The 15,114-nt window shown below is 53.4% G+C and carries 13 protein-coding genes; 9 read left to right on the top strand and 4 right to left on the bottom strand.

Going from position 1 to position 15,114, the window contains the following annotated elements; all coding sequences use genetic code 11:
* Nucleotides 1-46 precede the first annotated feature (46 nt).
* From NX784_RS27580 to NX784_RS27555, 6 genes are all read left to right on the top strand, one after another.
* Nucleotides 47-1,015: a hypothetical protein gene (locus NX784_RS27580; RefSeq protein WP_258819871.1), complete on the top strand. Its 969-nt coding sequence runs from the start codon at nucleotides 47-49 to the stop codon at nucleotides 1,013-1,015.
* Complete coding sequence (locus NX784_RS27575; RefSeq protein WP_258819870.1) at nucleotides 1,005-1,802, top strand: hypothetical protein; 798 nt, start codon at nucleotides 1,005-1,007, stop codon at nucleotides 1,800-1,802. The genes NX784_RS27580 and NX784_RS27575 overlap by 11 nt, the downstream gene beginning before the upstream one ends.
* Before the next feature lie 195 nt (nucleotides 1,803-1,997).
* Nucleotides 1,998-2,336, top strand: coding sequence for a DUF6572 domain-containing protein (locus tag NX784_RS27570; protein ID WP_258819869.1), 339 nt, complete (start codon nucleotides 1,998-2,000; stop codon nucleotides 2,334-2,336).
* A 415-nt stretch (nucleotides 2,337-2,751) separates the two neighbouring features.
* Nucleotides 2,752-3,792: a MobV family relaxase gene (gene mobV, locus NX784_RS27565; protein ID WP_258819868.1), complete on the top strand. Its 1,041-nt coding sequence runs from the start codon at nucleotides 2,752-2,754 to the stop codon at nucleotides 3,790-3,792.
* A gap of 280 nt (nucleotides 3,793-4,072) precedes the next feature.
* Nucleotides 4,073-4,915 (top strand): hypothetical protein, encoded by an 843-nt coding sequence (locus NX784_RS27560; RefSeq protein ID WP_258819867.1) that lies wholly within the window; start codon nucleotides 4,073-4,075, stop codon nucleotides 4,913-4,915.
* A 544-nt stretch (nucleotides 4,916-5,459) separates the two neighbouring features.
* On the top strand, nucleotides 5,460-5,699 hold the full coding sequence (locus tag NX784_RS27555; protein WP_258819866.1) for a hypothetical protein: 240 nt from the start codon (nucleotides 5,460-5,462) through the stop codon (nucleotides 5,697-5,699).
* Nucleotides 5,700-5,774: 75 nt separating this feature from the next.
* Here the strand turns inward: NX784_RS27555 and NX784_RS27550 are convergent, their stop codons facing one another.
* From NX784_RS27550 to NX784_RS27535, 4 genes are all read right to left on the bottom strand, one after another.
* Nucleotides 5,775-6,869, bottom strand: a complete 1,095-nt coding sequence (locus NX784_RS27550; RefSeq protein WP_258819865.1) for a hypothetical protein — start codon at nucleotides 6,867-6,869, stop codon at nucleotides 5,775-5,777.
* 141 nt (nucleotides 6,870-7,010) lie between these two features.
* Entirely contained in the window at nucleotides 7,011-9,509 is a 2,499-nt protein-coding gene (locus tag NX784_RS27545) for an Hsp70 family protein (protein ID WP_258819864.1), read from the bottom strand.
* Nucleotides 9,506-9,952, bottom strand: coding sequence for a hypothetical protein (locus NX784_RS27540; RefSeq protein ID WP_258819863.1), 447 nt, complete (start codon nucleotides 9,950-9,952; stop codon nucleotides 9,506-9,508). Before NX784_RS27540 ends, NX784_RS27545 begins: the two co-directional genes overlap by 4 nt.
* A gap of 8 nt (nucleotides 9,953-9,960) precedes the next feature.
* Nucleotides 9,961-12,075, bottom strand: a complete 2,115-nt coding sequence (locus NX784_RS27535; RefSeq protein WP_258819862.1) for a tetratricopeptide repeat protein — start codon at nucleotides 12,073-12,075, stop codon at nucleotides 9,961-9,963.
* Nucleotides 12,076-12,947: 872 nt separating this feature from the next.
* Here NX784_RS27535 and NX784_RS27525 point away from each other — a divergent pair.
* The 3 genes from NX784_RS27525 to NX784_RS27515 are packed head-to-tail and all read left to right on the top strand — an operon-like array spanning nucleotide 12,948 to nucleotide 15,108.
* Nucleotides 12,948-13,847 (top strand): BrxR family transcriptional regulator, encoded by a 900-nt coding sequence (locus tag NX784_RS27525; RefSeq protein WP_258819861.1) that lies wholly within the window; start codon nucleotides 12,948-12,950, stop codon nucleotides 13,845-13,847.
* Nucleotides 13,844-14,455, top strand: coding sequence for a DUF1819 family protein (locus NX784_RS27520; RefSeq protein ID WP_258819860.1), 612 nt, complete (start codon nucleotides 13,844-13,846; stop codon nucleotides 14,453-14,455). Before NX784_RS27525 ends, NX784_RS27520 begins: the two co-directional genes overlap by 4 nt.
* Nucleotides 14,452-15,108 carry a DUF1788 domain-containing protein gene (locus NX784_RS27515; RefSeq protein ID WP_258819859.1) on the top strand — a complete coding sequence of 219 codons (657 nt, stop codon included), beginning with the start codon at nucleotides 14,452-14,454 and terminating at the stop codon, nucleotides 15,106-15,108. The genes NX784_RS27520 and NX784_RS27515 overlap by 4 nt, the downstream gene beginning before the upstream one ends.
* Nucleotides 15,109-15,114: the final 6 nt, after the last annotated feature.

Raw genomic sequence — 15,114 nt, 5'->3', positions numbered from 1 at the left:
CACCGCCAAGTGAGCGTCTCCTTAAGCGTTGAAAGAAGAGGAACTGATGCGTAATTATTCAAGAGTAAGCCCGCAGTTCTGGATGGGTAAAACCGGGAAGGCCCTACGGAAACACGGTGTCGAGGCACAAATGGTGGCTCTATACCTGATGACTGGGCCACACGCTAATATGCTTGGCTTTTACTACGTTCCAAAAACGTACATTGCCTATGAAACGGGATTGGGCGTAGAAGGAGCTCTGAAGGGCCTTGCCGGGTGCATTGAGGCAGAATTTTGCCACTACGATCAGGACAGCGAAGTAGTTTGGGTGATCGAAATGGCTCGCTTCCAAGTTAGTGACCAGTTGAACGGCAAGGATCCTCGTATTAAGGGGGTGCAAAACGCGTACGACTCGCTACCTGATAACCCTTACCTCGCCAGCTTTTTCGATATGTATGCGAAGCCGTTCTGCATGGCGTCAAGAAGGGGAGCCGAAGCCCCCTTGACGTCCCCTTCAAAGCCCCTTGCAAGCCAAGAACAAGAACAAGAACAAAAACAGGAGCAAGAACAGGAGCAAGAACACGAGCAAGCGCAAGCGCAAGAACAAACACTCGTCGGCCATAGCGATGTGTCGCCCGAAGCCGGCGCGGTGAAGACGATTTTCGAGTACTGGCAAAAAACCATGGCGACGCCAAATGCTCAGTTGGACGAGTCTCGCTGGAAGATTATCAAAGCAGCCCTCAAGCTCTACGAACCACGTCAGCTCTGCGATGCGATCCTTGGCTGCTCGAAGTCCGATTTCCATATGGCTCGGGGTGAATTTTTGGGCCGGCAGAAGTACAACGGCGTTGGCCTGATTTTCCGTGACGCTGATCACATCGATAAATTCGTTGAGCTGGCGAGCAAGCAGGCCACTGGGCCGGAAACTATCGAGCAGCGCAATAACCGCATTTTGGCCGAACTGATGGGCGGGGATGCTCGCACGGATGCCAATGTGATCGACATCGACATGGAGGAAGTAAACGATGCGGGCTGAGGACAAACCGTGGTTCGTCCGTTTACTAGCTGACGTACTTGCTGGTTACGACAAGTCACTACCAGAGAAGACCGATGTCAACACCTGGCTTAGCCATCTTGCGCCTTTCTCACCGTCGGTAATTGAGCAGGCGTTCGAGAACTACCGCATTGAGCGCCCGGATTTCGCCCCAATGCCGAATAGCGTTGCCGCCAGGTGCAAATTACTGGATGGCCGGCCAGTCGAAAACGAAGCTTGGGCTATCGCACAGGCCGGCCGAGATGAGGCCGATACGGTTGTGTGGACGGAGGAGATTGCCCAGGCATTCGAAATCGCCCGTCCGCTCTTGAACAACAAGGACGAAATCGGCGGCCGGATGGCATTTAAGGATGCGTATAAGCGGCTCGTCAATGAGGCTAGGTCAATTAACAGGCCGGCCAAATGGATTGTGTCTTCTGGGTGGGACATTGACCGTCAGCAGCTTGCGATCGAACGTGCTGTACGTACTGGACTATTGTCAGCGCCCCAAGCGCCTCTGGCTCTTACGAACGAGTCTAAAGAAAGCGTCGGGAAGCCAAAAGGTCTACAAGCGGTCCTTAATGAGATAGCTAAGCTAAATAAGGTGATCGAAAAATTTAGACGTATGAATTCTGCTCGTTTGGCTCAAGAGGAAAGTGCCGACACTGCACGCCGACAGGAATTAGACGAGAAGGTGCAAGCCTATCTACGTAAGCATCCCGACGCTCGCTACGGCCAACTTCTGGTAGCGAGAGATCCTACGTTGCAGGATAGACCGACTGAAAAATAATGCTAAGAACGCTTTCTGACACTCTAGACTGACCAGAACCGCCGCTATTGGATGATCACGCAGAGGTTGGGCATTTAAAACCTCCCGAAATTGTTGCTGGTCGGTTTTTACCAAAATAGGCCAATAGTGGACAGATGACGTCGGCTTGCGAAGCAGTAACACTGACTTTGGCGCTTAGAAACTAAAAGGAAGACGATGGGTATTGATCGTTGTGACGTTATCGATGGACTAGGAATTTCGAAGGCCGACGGGAAAGTAGTTCTTAGTATTGCGGATCATCGACCTTGGGATGATGCAGGGTCGCACTTTAGTCTCATCGAGCGGAAGGTCAGAGCCTATTTGGCGTTTATTGCTAGTGGACAACTGATCGAGGAATTGCCAGTAGCACGAGGCAAAGCTTTTCGAATTGAGCTTATTCATAGGCATGCACCTAGTGCGGCGGCAGAGAAATTTTTGTCAGCGATTCAAACCCAACTGCGTTCCACTGGCATCGAGTTCATCGCCATGAGCCTCCCCAACGGACTAACGAATTGATCAATGCAGGTACACGACGAAGCGACGTTGGCCCAATACGAGATAAGAAAGATGCCAGACTGATCTAGTGCGTTGAGATCTGTACTTACATAACGCTCGAAGTGTGAGCATGTCGGAAATTTAGTTGCTTTAAGTTCGTAGGCCCGTATTTTGCGCCAAATTGTAGAAAAGTCGAGTTGGGCAGTTTTTTTCGCAGCCTTGCCCCGCTCGACCATGCAATATAAGAGGAGCAGATACGAAAGGCAGAGATGATGGACCGAATGCACAAGTACGCCTCCGGAGCGCAATCCGGTCAAGACTCCTCATGGGGGCGCGAAGTAGGGTGGGTTAGGCTCCCGGCAGGGCGAGCGACTTTCCTTGGAAAGTGTAGTGAGTACACCGGGTTTCTCCGGTGGCCTCTACTCCGGGGGCTGCTATGAACTATTGCATCCTCCGCGCTGAGAAACTAACGACGATCGGCTCGGTGGCCGGCTCCGCAAAACATACCTTTCGCGAGATCCCAACCCCTAATGCCGATGCCTCGCGGACACACCTGAACCGAAACTTTGGCGCCACGAGCTCTGCCGAGCTGCTGCAGACACTCAAGGCCAGGTTGCCGGAGAAACGCCGCAAGGACGCCGTTTTGTGCATCGAGTACCTAGTAGCTGCAAGCCCGGAGTGGGTTGCCACAGCCTCGACGCAGACCAAGAACCAATATTTCAAGGGCGCTGTCGCTTGGCTCGAGGAGCGACACGGCAAGGACAACATCATTTGCGTGAGCGTTCAGCTGGACGAGTCAAATCCTCACTTGGCCATTTATGCGGTCCCGATCACCAAGGACGGAAGGCTGTCGGCAAAAGATTTTCTCGGTGGCCGCAAGGTTCTGAGCGACATGCAGACCGATTTCGCCGCCAAGGTTGGTGCGCCGGTCGGCTTGAAGCGTGGCATACAGGGCTCCAAGGCAAAGCACACAACGGCCAAGCAGTACGCTGCGGCGCTTAACAAAAACCCGACACTGGCCGCCTTAAAGCCGCCGGCGCCGAGGCTCGTAGATCGCGTCACCGGCAGGGCGAAGGAGCTGGAAGCTAAGTACAAGGAAGAACAGACTAAGCATATTGCCTTGGTTGAGCAAGCCCAGACCGTGGCCGAGGTGAGCCGGCATTCCCGTGCCCGGCAGGCTGAGGCGCTGGAACGGCTGCGCCAGGAAAGCGACGAGCGGGAACGGGAAGCGGCTCAGCTTCGCAAGGAAAACGCCCGCCTGGCGCGCGAGATACAGGTGCAGCGGACCTATTTCCAGCGGCAGATTGACGACCTCAAGGCGCAGCTGGCAAAGGCGCTCGACCAGGTCAAAGGCTTCATGCAGAGAATCGGCCTGCTCACGAGCGAGCGAGATAGAGCAGAGGCCGAGGTGGAAGAATTACGGGAGGTACTGTACCCGTCCGTGCGCCGATCGGATACCCAGCCAGGAAGTTACTAAGGTAAACCCCTGTCTACCTATGCTAGGCCGGAGTTAACCAGAACTTTCTATGCCTAACGAAAACATATTCATAAAAATATTTTTGACCTTGCGTTATTGCAATTGGAATGATGGTATCGGACTTTCAATTTCTACACTAATCGACGCCGGGTTCGCGAGAAAACCATAACAACAAAAAAATAAAATTTTTTGATAAAGATGTGCAGAATTTTTTTCGTCGTTTTTTGGATTTCTCAGTGATAAACTTAAATGAATCAGTAGGAAACCAAAGGAGATTGAAGTGCCATTGCCCACATTTAGGAAATCAATAACTTTAAAAAATCATCATGTTTATGCTGAAGTTGTTGATAATCCAGATTCTGAGGATTCATTGTTTAAGGGGTGTGTCGTAGTCAGGCAACTTTGGGACGAACTAGGGGAATTTATCGAGGTTCGGTTTGGCGATATGAGTTGCGATCGTAAAGCCTTGATTTCTAAAGTTTATTCTGAATATTGCAAGATAGTTAATGAGATTTTGCATATTGACTTAAAGCTCGAAGGCGAAGTCCAACCTATTGATGCCGTAGAGGATGGGATTTCTAAATTGTCAGCGCCAAATGATTCTGTGAATTTAGAATTTATGCAAAACGAAACTGACGAATTTTCAGAAAATTCAGAAATGGATTCCGAAGGTAGAATTTCGGCTACGTTTGTCAAACAAGTTCGCGAAGCTGATACTCAGCTTGAAAGCATAATTGATAAGATTGTTCGAGAAGTCGAGCAATTTAGTTCTCGAGCTTCTGAAAACGAGGAACAGTATGGAGACGAACCTGATTCTCGTGACCCGGAAGATGACGATGAATATGAAGACGAACCTGATCCATGTGACCCAGAAGATGACGATGAATACAAAGATGGGCCCGATTCTCATGATCCCGAAGAGGATGATAAAGAATACGAAGGCGAACCTGATTCTCGCGATCCTGAAAGCGAGGATGAATACAAAGAAGTTGACTATTTTAGTTTAAAAGATGAATGCGAGGAAGAACTTGGCGATACTTCCGAATCTAAAAATTCTTCTTCTCAGGCTAAAAAAATCGCAATAAAAAATTTTAAAACTAAAAAGCGTCGAGAAATATTATGATTTTATCTTCCGTAAGCAATGTAATTCTTGGAAAAAACTATGTCGCCAATATACATACATCAAAAGACGGATACTCTCTTTACATCAGTGGTGAGGGAGCTAACGGTTTAATAAAGTGTTTTCACAGCCATTGGTCGAAAGATTTAAACTTTCTGAGCCGAGAAGCGTTGATTCTGCTTCGATTGTCTGACCCAGTCGAGGGCGAGAATTTCAAGCTGAACCATTCTAACTATTTGGGGTTGCCTGATACCGATCTTTTACCTGTTGCCACTAGTGCTGCTGCACGGTCGTTTGCGACTCTGATAAACCCAAAGAAACCAACGATGGTAGATTTCATATTCAGTATCGATCAGGGTTTGAAAGACCAGTTCAAAAGATACTGCGATGCTAATAGATACAGCTATTCAGACGTAATGAATCTGCTTATGACTTTATTTCTACAAGAATCGTGGAATACGTAAAAATTAGGGATTAATGTGAATAATATCTTCACTATCAGGCATCAACCACTGACGACGAGTTGGAGAGCATCCGGTTCTCAGACATGCGCGACCATGCCCGCGAATGCCGTGACGACGCCTCTGCTATCGTCAAAGATGAAGGCGACTGTACGCTACTGAAGTATCACGATGCCGACGGAGTAAATGTTTTGTATTCGCCGGAATTTGGCTACGCTTATGTTAATGAGAAAAGCCCTGGTGTTGGCAATAGTTTATTCTTGGAAATCGATGAGGTAACATCTGTCGAGCAGGCTGCTGAAATGTGGAACGCATCAAATGACTAAGAAGGTGTAGAAAATCAATGGAATAGCTGTGGCATGGTGTCTCGATGCGGCCCAGCTTCGAGATCAGGAGCAGAGTTAACTGCGCCGAAAACCTTTTGGAAAAACCAATCCATACGAGCCGTCAAAAAACATCTTTGATTCTTCTTCTAATACCTCATCAAGAGAATGTTCAAGGACATCAGTTCCTAAGCCAGTTAGTTGTTGTTGATTTTTTGAAGGGATTGCTTTTTCATGCGAGCCCAACCAGGTCAAGGCTTGACTCAATGCCCATTCGTTATACCCTACGGCATCAGTCTCAATGGCTAGGCGCTCGGCAACACGCTTTTTTGATGCTTGGGCCAATGACAAACGCTCCATCAATTCGCTTACCTTGTCTTTACTCAACTGTGCATCTCTGGATGCCATGATTCTCTCTTCCAAGAATCTTTGATTGCCTATTCCATCCTCTACTGTAGCGGCTATAAAGTCAGATAAATCAATCGCCTTAGTATGTTTCCAGGAATTTTTTGTGCCTCTCCAGCCTTTTAATCCGTTCTTGCAGATGAGGACTAATCTTTCCCAGTTTACTTTATAAGCTTCATATCCGTTATTTCTCGCGTAAACTAGTCCATATCGAAACTCAGTTTGAAAACCTGGACTATCAAATTTAAAATACTCGATAACTTCATCATACTTTCCTCTTTCCAAACCATAGCTTTCTGGAATGATTGCAGTTGATTGACGAGTTTGTTCTATAAATTTTTCTCGAAACTCAATTTGATTTACATCAACAAAATGTGGTGTTACGATGCCATAAATCTGGTTTTGTCCCTGGCTATCTGTCTCATAACGAATTGAAAGTTCATGGCGCCTAAAGACAGTTTCTAGTTCCTCTTCCAACTCAGCACAATTATGATAAAACTTCTCTTTCCAAGTGCTATTAATAGAATTGAAGTCTTGATTTTGTCCCCAGGCTCGGCCCCCAAGCTGATGCATTAGCGGGCGCTTAACTTCACCGTTTAGCACTACATTATTTTGGATGACCTCAATTCTTTTTCCATCCTTAGACAACTGAACTTTAATTGGTAAATCAATATCGAGTTGCCGTAATTTTTTTTCACGATCGACCAACGTCTGGACCAAGTTATCATTTTCAATATAAGGCTTCCGGTTTTTTTCTATTACGGACATAATTTTGATCCCTTTTTATCTAGAATCTAGCGCGAGCGCGATCGGTATGCGCCGCGCTGCGAAATTTCCAGAGGCCGCGAAGGAGCGTGCAGAGATGCCGCCTGCCACGTACGGGCACTGGCTTGGGTTTCAGGCGCGCTATTACACCAAGCCGGTCAACATGCGTGCCTGCGGGGTGTCCTGCTGGTCGTCCGGCAGTAAGTCCCAAAGACGTGCACAGATTGCACGTACTTCGCTCCAGTCCTCGCCGGCGATGGCACGCTTACCCGTGTCGAACAGGCGGGTAGCCTGGATCTGGTCATTCATCGAAGGCAGCTTCGTCGTTAGGTGTTCGAACATGCTCAACAGGAAGCCAGGGGTGCGCGCCAAGATGCCAAATTCGATGCTACGCAGCTCCGTCGTCACGGCCTCGATCTTCTCGGGCGAATGTGAGGCAATGAAAGTGTGCTCGCGCGCTAGGATCTCCTTGAGCTGGTTACGCTCGCGGTCGTTGCCAGATTCCTGCACGGTCGTGGCACATCCTTCTTTTACGCTCCTGTATTCGCTGCGCGCCAGTTCGAGCCTCTTGCCGGCTGTGAGCTCATGCATAGAGCGCGCCAGCTCTCGCTTTGTGTCCTCGAGCTGGAACTTCCTGTCAGTGACATCGTCATCACGCAGAGCGGCGACCCTTCCCATTAGCTCCTGTACGCCCGCTAGCGTCTTTCCTAGGCCGGAAGCGACGTCGCGCTGACCGCGCTTCTCTGCGTCCGCGATCTCTTCATGCAGGCGTTCCTCGAGCCGCAGTGTTTCGGTGGCGAGCACCGAAGTCGACACTTCCCGTAGCTTCGGGTTGAAGACCTGCGAGAATTCCTGATCGGTCCCGTTCAGGTAGGCGCTGACGGTCACGTCGCGCGACTCCGACAGTGTGAATATCATGTCGACCTCGGTACCCTTGATCAGGTCGCGGGTCAGCTGGCGGCCGGTAATGACCAAGGCGCCAAGCGGCTTGTTGGTCGACGCGTGGCGATCCTGCGGCCCCTCGACCACCAGAATGTGCAGTGCTTCGTCCGAGCCTTTGACAATCGTCTTTCCGACTTCCGCGGTGTACTTCGTGGCAGCCGGTAACACGACATTCTTGCCAAACAGCAGATGTAGCCGGGTGTCGTTGGCATCGAGCTTGTCCAACACCAAGCACAGGTCGTCGGGCAGCATCTGGCCGGCGACACTGTAGCGGCCCTGCGCAATCTGGATAGCGTCTTCGTCCAGCCTGACTTGCGTGCCTTGGGCGTCGAACACCTTGAATGTGAAGATGTTGTAGGCACCTTCGCGCAGCGGAAGATCTTCCATAATCCGGCTGGCTAGCCTCTTGAGGCCGCTGTCGAACGATCCGTCATTGCCCACAATCCGGTACTGCATGCCGTCGAGGTCACCCTCGACCCTGGCGGTGAACGTTTCCTCGGTTTCCTGTGAGGTCTTGTTGTAGACCATGCGGATTTTCAGCGGCGAGGCGTCGCGATCGGCACCTGCCTCCGCGTCACGCTGCTTTTCCTTAGTGCCGGCAAAATAGGCGGCGCCGACGGCGATCGCGTTGGTCGGGTCTATGTCGGTGTTGACGGCGATCCCGAGCACTTCCTGAACGCGGCGGCGCACGTAGGGGATGTACGTTGAGCCGCCCACCATCAGCGCAAACTGCAGGTCGCTGGGCTGGAGCTTGTTGCGCGTGAGGATGCGCTTGACCATGTCGATCGAAGCCTCGACCGCGTCCTTGATGACGGATTCGAATTCACTGCGCGTGACCGTGAGAATCGCATCGATCTCGTTGCCGTCGTCATCCTCCACTGGCGTCGCGCCGAGGTCGAACTCGGTTGAGGTCTTGGCCGACAGCTCGACTTTCGCTTCTTCAGCCCGGGCCAGCAGAACGTGCCACAAGGCATTGCGCTCGCCGGTGAGACTCTTCAGGGAGCCAAGCAGATCGTCGAAGCGGCCGCGCTTCAGCAGCTCCGGCACGAGCACCTTCTCCACCAGCAGCTCGTCGAAGTCGGTGCCGCCCAGGTAGTTGTTGCCCTCGTGGTCGACAACAGTCAACTCACCCTCGACGATGCGCACGAGTGCGGCATCGAACGTACCGCCGCCCAGGTCGTACACCAGCCACTGGCTGTTCTTCAGATCGACGTTGCGTTCCTTGTTTGCATAGGCGAGGCTGGCCGCAATCGGCTCCTGCAGCAACACCACCGTCTTGAAACCAGCCTGGCGCCCGGCTTCCTTGGTCGCGTTACTTTGTAGCGTGTCGAACGACGCCGGGATCGTGATCACGGCCGCGTCCACCTCCTCGCCCGACTGCACAAAAGCCTTCAGCTCTTTCAGGACAATGGCAGACAACTCAGTCGGTGTAAGCGAAGCGCCTAGCGCCTTGATGTTGAAGCTTTCCGACGTTCCCATTTTGCGTTTGAAACGGCTGACTACGCTGCGAGCGTCGCGTTCCAAGTATACCCGCGCCTTATCGCCGACCATGGTGCGGTCGTTGCGAAAGCCCACCACCGACGGTAGCGTCTCCTTGAACCCGTTCGGATTCTTGAAGACCTGTACTTCGCCCTTGTCGAACTTGGCGATCAGGGAATTCGACGTACCGAGATCGATGCCGAAATTGATCGTGTTACTCATGCCTGCTCTCCATTCTGGGTGTCTGGTTGTGGACCTGCCGTGCCGTCTGTACCCTGGCTGGTTTCGATCGGTACGACCGCTGATGCGGCGTTGTCCGCGCTGCGCGTCTTAACCACGACGATGCCGCGCTGGACAACGACTGAATATTCTTGCTTGCCAGCCCGGATGATCGGTTTGATGACTTCAGTGACCACAAGATCGTCAGCGCCGACGCCGGAGATCGACGCTTCGAGGTCGGTTCGCGTTTCACTAAATGGCTGGCCCATCGGGTCTTCGTAGAACAGCGGCGGCTCTTGGCTAGCAAACGCGTCCTTGATGCGCTCTACGTTGCGCAGCAGGTTTGCGCTGTCGCCGTGCAGGCTGAGCTTGCGTTCCATGTCGTAAACTTGGTTCAGTGTTTGCAGCAGGTACTTTGGATATTCAAAGCGGACGGGAGAGTTCATGATTTCGACTATTCCTTTTTCGAAGCGTACAAATGCAGGACGACGGCATTCCAGGTCGTCTCTAGCGGCAAGTCGGCGCTCGCCTTAGGCTTGCTCAGGCTGCCCAGCACGAGCGAGCCGTTTACCAGCTGCGATGTCAGCTGATGCCAAGGAACCGTGGTGCGGCTCGTGAAAATCCAGCCTTTTTCGTCCATAGTGACCCCGTCGCGGTCCACGTCGACCGAACCGACACGCATTTGATGGCCGTGTTCGATTTGTTCGGCAAACCATCCGAGCACGCTGGCCATCACGAAATGAAAAGCCGCATCGATCAGCTTCGACCACTGGGAACGCTGCTCGTCGAGATTGCCCACTTTGGTCCAGATGCCTAGGATGTCGCCGCCATTGCGCCCCTGGAAACAGATCGTGTAGCGCATGGTCGGCGGCGCATTGCTGGTCTTGGTCATCCCCCAGCGCACGCCAACGATGCTGCCGGGGGACAGTTGAGAGTCGCCATGGCTGACGCCGGCGCGCGTGACCTGCAAGCGTGCCCGACCGACCGTAATGGATGCTTCCTTGCTGCGCTCCTCGGCGATCATGTCGTTCAGCGTTTTCTCGTCCGCGTCGACGAGATGCGCTAGTGCGGGCAGCTTGTTGGCGCAGACCTTGGCTAGCTTGAGGATTTCAAGCGCTTGCGGCGCATCGTGTTCGCGGCCGAAGTGCGATACCGCCAGACCGCGAAGTGCGCCTCCGACCGCATTGTGCGTGGCGTGGAACTCCATCGGAAGATGAGGCAGCAGGCTGCTAAGTGATCCGGCCGCGAGTACACGCTGGATCTCGTCCAGGCCGACGGTCCGTCCATCGGCTGCGTCGTCGAGCGTGACTAGGGGGGCGGCCAGGCGTTCGAGGACGCGCCGGGCACCTTCAAAACAGTGCTCTGCATGTTCGGGCGCGACCCAGCGGCGTCCCTTGAACAGGCATTCGACGGCGTCGACATTGCCTTTCTCGATGGCGCGGGTTAGGACGCGGTTGTACTGTGCAGCGAAGACGGGCCCTAGCACGCGCAAAGTAGTCTCGTCCAGCTGGTACGGCATCACAGGCGGGACCGACGGGTCCGCGCGGCCCAGAAAATGATCGAGTTCACCGCGCGACAGGAAGCTGCACAGTGCTTTGTCTTCGAACACTACCTGATGCGCATCCCACACATCGGGGTCGTTGAGTTCGTCCAATCTGGACAGCGCGGTCGACTTGTCAAGCACCAGGCCAGGCATCCACGCCAAGTGCCCGTCTTCCAGCTCGATTTCGCGCAGTACCGCCTGGCGCGCCTTCTGTAGGGCCTTCGGCTGGTTGCGCAAGTCCTCCACTGTATCGGCGTCGAGCAGCGCGAATGGATTAACGTAGTGCTGGTACCACTCGTCCTCCGCCAGCAGCGGTTCGGGATTGCGCGCGATCTTGTCCGCCAATGCACGCAGCTTGCCGTGCACGTCATTGCTTAGTCTTGGCAGATTGTCGTCTTCAAAGCCGATGAACAGGGCCATGTCGAAGGCGTCGAGCGCATCAGCGTCGCGGCCCAGCTTCTTATAGGTCAACGCCAGGTTGAAGTACGCCGCCTTCCCGTCCAACCGGCAGGTGTACGTCTCATACATGCGTGCCGCATGAGCCGGTTCGCCCTGATCCGCCAGCAGGTAGGCGAAGTCGAACAGCGCATTGTCCGGCAGTTCCTTGGCGTCCCACAGGGCGCGTAACAGCTCGAGGCGGCGCTGCGTTGCGGAAGCCGATTTGTCGTCCTTTAGGGCACGCGCCAGCATGCGCATGCTTGGCGCGTGTTCGCTGTCGGCTGTGAGCGCCATCTCGTATTTGGCGATCGCATCGTCCAGCTGGCCGAATGCCTCGTAAACGAGACCCAGTTCGTACCATCCGGCGGCGAAATGCGGCGCCAGCTCGGTGACCCGCTCCAGCGCTGACAATGCCCGGCCATCGTCATCCAGGCGGCGCAGCGTCAGCGCCAGCTGCCACCACGCATTCGCGTCTTCTGGTCCGTGAGTCGTCGCGTGGCGCGCCGCCAGCATCGATTCCTCTAGCCTGCCTTCAGATCTCAATTGAGAAGCGCGCTGTGTAAATTCCTTAACCTCGACTTCATCCATGAGTTCAACCTAACCTGACTTCGACACGATGTCGCGCTGGAGATTCGTCAACCTGTATCGCTTCACGCCCTTGCCCTGCCTTTCAGTGACTCTTATTGCTTTCTAACAAATTGAATGCGACCGTCTGGCTCAAACTTTTTACAACAATATAAATTTCATATTTGCAATTTTATAATGGTGTTACTAGTATGTCCATCGGAATTGACTGCCTAAGCAATGGACTCAGCTGTTAAATAGGCTGTATGCGCATAAAGTTCTATTCTGCGATGCAGAATTATTAAGATGAGAAAAGATGGCGTGGACCAGCCAAAGCGGAAACTGCGCGGGATCGAGTGCACTTTCCATGCTCAAAATCAGCGTAGACTGCCACCATGGACGATCCGCTATTTCAGGCGCTCACCCAACTGGCTGACACTCTCAATGTTCTTGCTCGCGAGCGAGACACGCTAGCCGCTGCTCTGACCCGGTTGGGTGCAGACGTTGAACACTTGAGGGATGAAATGGCCATGCTACGTAGCCAGCTTGACGTGCAGCCGGCTCCGCTATGCGCGCCTTATTCTTCGCTGGCCAACGAAACCCGTGAACATGTCGACACGGCCTGTGCGGCTTATCACCTTGGACGTAAGGTACAGACGCTACGGAAGTGGGCGTGCTACGAGAACGGACCAGTTCGTCCAATTCGGATCCACGGAAGGCTTGCGTGGGCTGTGACCGACTTGCGCCGACTTGGGTACCGGTAGCACATGCAGATCGAAATGGGTTGACAATAAAACCACAGCTTTGGACGCCATGACCGTATCATTTTGATGCGGTGATGTTTCTTTTTGGATATACTTAGCAGCTTCTCTTCTCTTTGCTCGGATGTCCTGACCATGATCGATGAACCGCTTGCACAGCTGCCGTTACCGCAAAGGGATCGGCTTAAGCATGCCGAGCTGCGTTTGCGCTTCTTGGGAGAATTGCGTCGCCTGGATCTAATGCAGCGTTTTGGCATTCAGTCAGCCGCGGCCTCTCGTGATCTTGCGATGTACAAGGAGCTGGCGCCAACCAATATTGATTACGACAGCAGGGGAAAGCGCTACCTGCTCGGTTCCGAATTCACCCCTCTGTTCCCGGCGCCCCCCGAACAAGTCTTGAGTTGGTTGGCTGAGCAACTAGGCGATGCAATTACGCCATCGTCCGACCCTCTCCTACCTTGTCTCATGCCGACGCGGCTTTCGCATCCCAATCTAGACGTACTGGGATGCGTCACCCGAGCCATTCATCTAGGACAGGTACTTGGCATTCGCTATCACTCCGTTAGCAGTGGGGAGTCACATCGCGAGATCGTACCGTTTGCCTTGCTCGACACGGGGTTAAGATGGCACGTGCGTGCTTTCGATCGCAAAAGCCAAGCGTTCCGTGACTTCGTACTCACTCGTATTCGTGATCCTCAGCCGCGTCTCGACGATGCTCCGCTGCGCCATGAATTGCCCGAGCAGGACGTACAGTGGGCGCGTATCGTGGAACTCGACTTCGTGCCGCACCCCGACCAGCCGCGTCCCGAAATCACTTGTATGGATTACGACATGCCAAGTAGCGTGCTGCGTTTGAGACTGCGTGCGGCGTTGGCTGGCTATGCATTGCGCAAGTGGAGCGTAGACTGCTCACCCGACCATAGTCTGCGAGGGCCCGAGTATCGTCTGTGGTTAAAAGACCACCTAGTCCTTTACGGCGTCGAGACCGCTATGTTGGCTCCGGGGTATCAGGCCAGCAAGGAGCAAGCCGCATGACTGTGCGTTACCGGCTTTCTTTCACTACTGGTGGGCTATTCCTGCAAGAGGCACCTACGGTCGCCGCGTGCTACCTGAATTTCAGGGATTGGGTAAGGGCCCGTGACCAGGTGCGACAAGACAACCTCCTCCAAGTACGAACCGCCGCCGCCGCCACGCGCATCAGCAAGGAGGTCACTGCACGGCTGGAGCATCTAGACGAACTCGAACTGCAAGCGCTGCTGGGGCTGAACCTTCGTGATCAAGCCAGTTTGTTATGGGTAGCCGCCTGTCGTCGCTACGCCTTTATTCGCGATTTCGCCACCGAAGTTCTTCGGGAGCATCACGTGCTAATGCGTCGGCAGTTGTCCTTTGGCGACTATGACAATTTCTATAACAGTAAGGCGCTTTGGCATGCAGAGCTCGATGATATTGCCACGTCCACCCAGCACAAACTGCGGCAGAACCTATTTCGCATGTTGCGGGAAGCGGATCTGGTTTCGGAGCAGCACATGATCCAGCCAGCTTTGCTCAGTCCGCATCTTGCGCACCTTCTAGCCAAGCGTAGCGAACGAGAACTGCTCGTCTTTCCGGCTACAGACAGCGATATTCAAAGATGGCTTCAATGAACCAAAAGATTAGTCAGCAACCGTTAGCCAACCGATTTGAACATCTGATCAAAGTGATTGGTAGTGAGCGATTTTTGCAGATGCGCGGGCTGAACAACGATCTGCCCTTCTACATCTGTGAGTTTCGCGCCAGCGAAGCCGTTGAGATGCAACGGTTGCAACGGCAGCTCATCAGTTCCTTGGCCAATCTTAGCGTGCTGTGCTTGGGCGGACGCGGTGTCAGAGTGCTGGACATCAATTTGTACGACCTCAGCATCGAGCTGCTGCAGGCTCGCGAGGGCAGCGGAGATGGTAGCCGGCTCTGGGATGAACTTATTACTGTCGAAGCCGATGTCGAAAAGGATAACTTGCTCGAACTGCTGCAGAACGTGCTCGGTATTGAGGACTACCTGATCCCCGCCATCGGCGAGCGATTGCAGCAAGCTGACTTTGACGTGCTGTTCCTGTCCGGCATCGGTGAAGTCTTCCCCTACATCCGATCGCATAACGTGCTCAACAACCTGCAAAGCACCGCCAAGAACAAGCCCACTGTGTTGTTCTTCCCTGGCGAATACCGGCATTCGCTGGAGCAGGGCGCGTCGCTGGAGCTGTTTGGACTGTTGCACGACGACAAGTACTACCGTGCCTTCAATATTTTCGAGACCCAGGCTTGAGGAAAG

The sequence above is a fragment of the Massilia pinisoli genome, from assembly GCF_024753285.1.
Classification (GTDB): domain Bacteria; phylum Pseudomonadota; class Gammaproteobacteria; order Burkholderiales; family Burkholderiaceae_D; genus Telluria; species Telluria pinisoli.
Note: the sequence above shows the minus strand (reverse complement) of the source record. Positions and strands in the feature narration are given on the sequence as shown.

Coding starts and splice junctions, on each gene's coding strand:
- NX784_RS27520 (WP_258819860.1), top strand. CDS start 13,844: ATGACTGTGCGTTACCGGCTTTCTTTCACTACTGGTGGGCTATTCCTG.
- NX784_RS27515 (WP_258819859.1), top strand. CDS start 14,452: ATGAACCAAAAGATTAGTCAGCAACCGTTAGCCAACCGATTTGAACAT.
- NX784_RS27575 (WP_258819870.1), top strand. CDS start 1,005: ATGCGGGCTGAGGACAAACCGTGGTTCGTCCGTTTACTAGCTGACGTA.
- NX784_RS27525 (WP_258819861.1), top strand. CDS start 12,948: ATGATCGATGAACCGCTTGCACAGCTGCCGTTACCGCAAAGGGATCGG.
- NX784_RS27570 (WP_258819869.1), top strand. CDS start 1,998: ATGGGTATTGATCGTTGTGACGTTATCGATGGACTAGGAATTTCGAAG.
- NX784_RS27555 (WP_258819866.1), top strand. CDS start 5,460: ATGCGCGACCATGCCCGCGAATGCCGTGACGACGCCTCTGCTATCGTC.
- NX784_RS27545 (WP_258819864.1), bottom strand. CDS start 9,509: ATGAGTAACACGATCAATTTCGGCATCGATCTCGGTACGTCGAATTCC.
- NX784_RS27535 (WP_258819862.1), bottom strand. CDS start 12,075: ATGGATGAAGTCGAGGTTAAGGAATTTACACAGCGCGCTTCTCAATTG.
- NX784_RS27540 (WP_258819863.1), bottom strand. CDS start 9,952: ATGAACTCTCCCGTCCGCTTTGAATATCCAAAGTACCTGCTGCAAACA.
- mobV (WP_258819868.1), top strand. CDS start 2,752: ATGAACTATTGCATCCTCCGCGCTGAGAAACTAACGACGATCGGCTCG.
- NX784_RS27550 (WP_258819865.1), bottom strand. CDS start 6,869: ATGTCCGTAATAGAAAAAAACCGGAAGCCTTATATTGAAAATGATAAC.
- NX784_RS27580 (WP_258819871.1), top strand. CDS start 47: ATGCGTAATTATTCAAGAGTAAGCCCGCAGTTCTGGATGGGTAAAACC.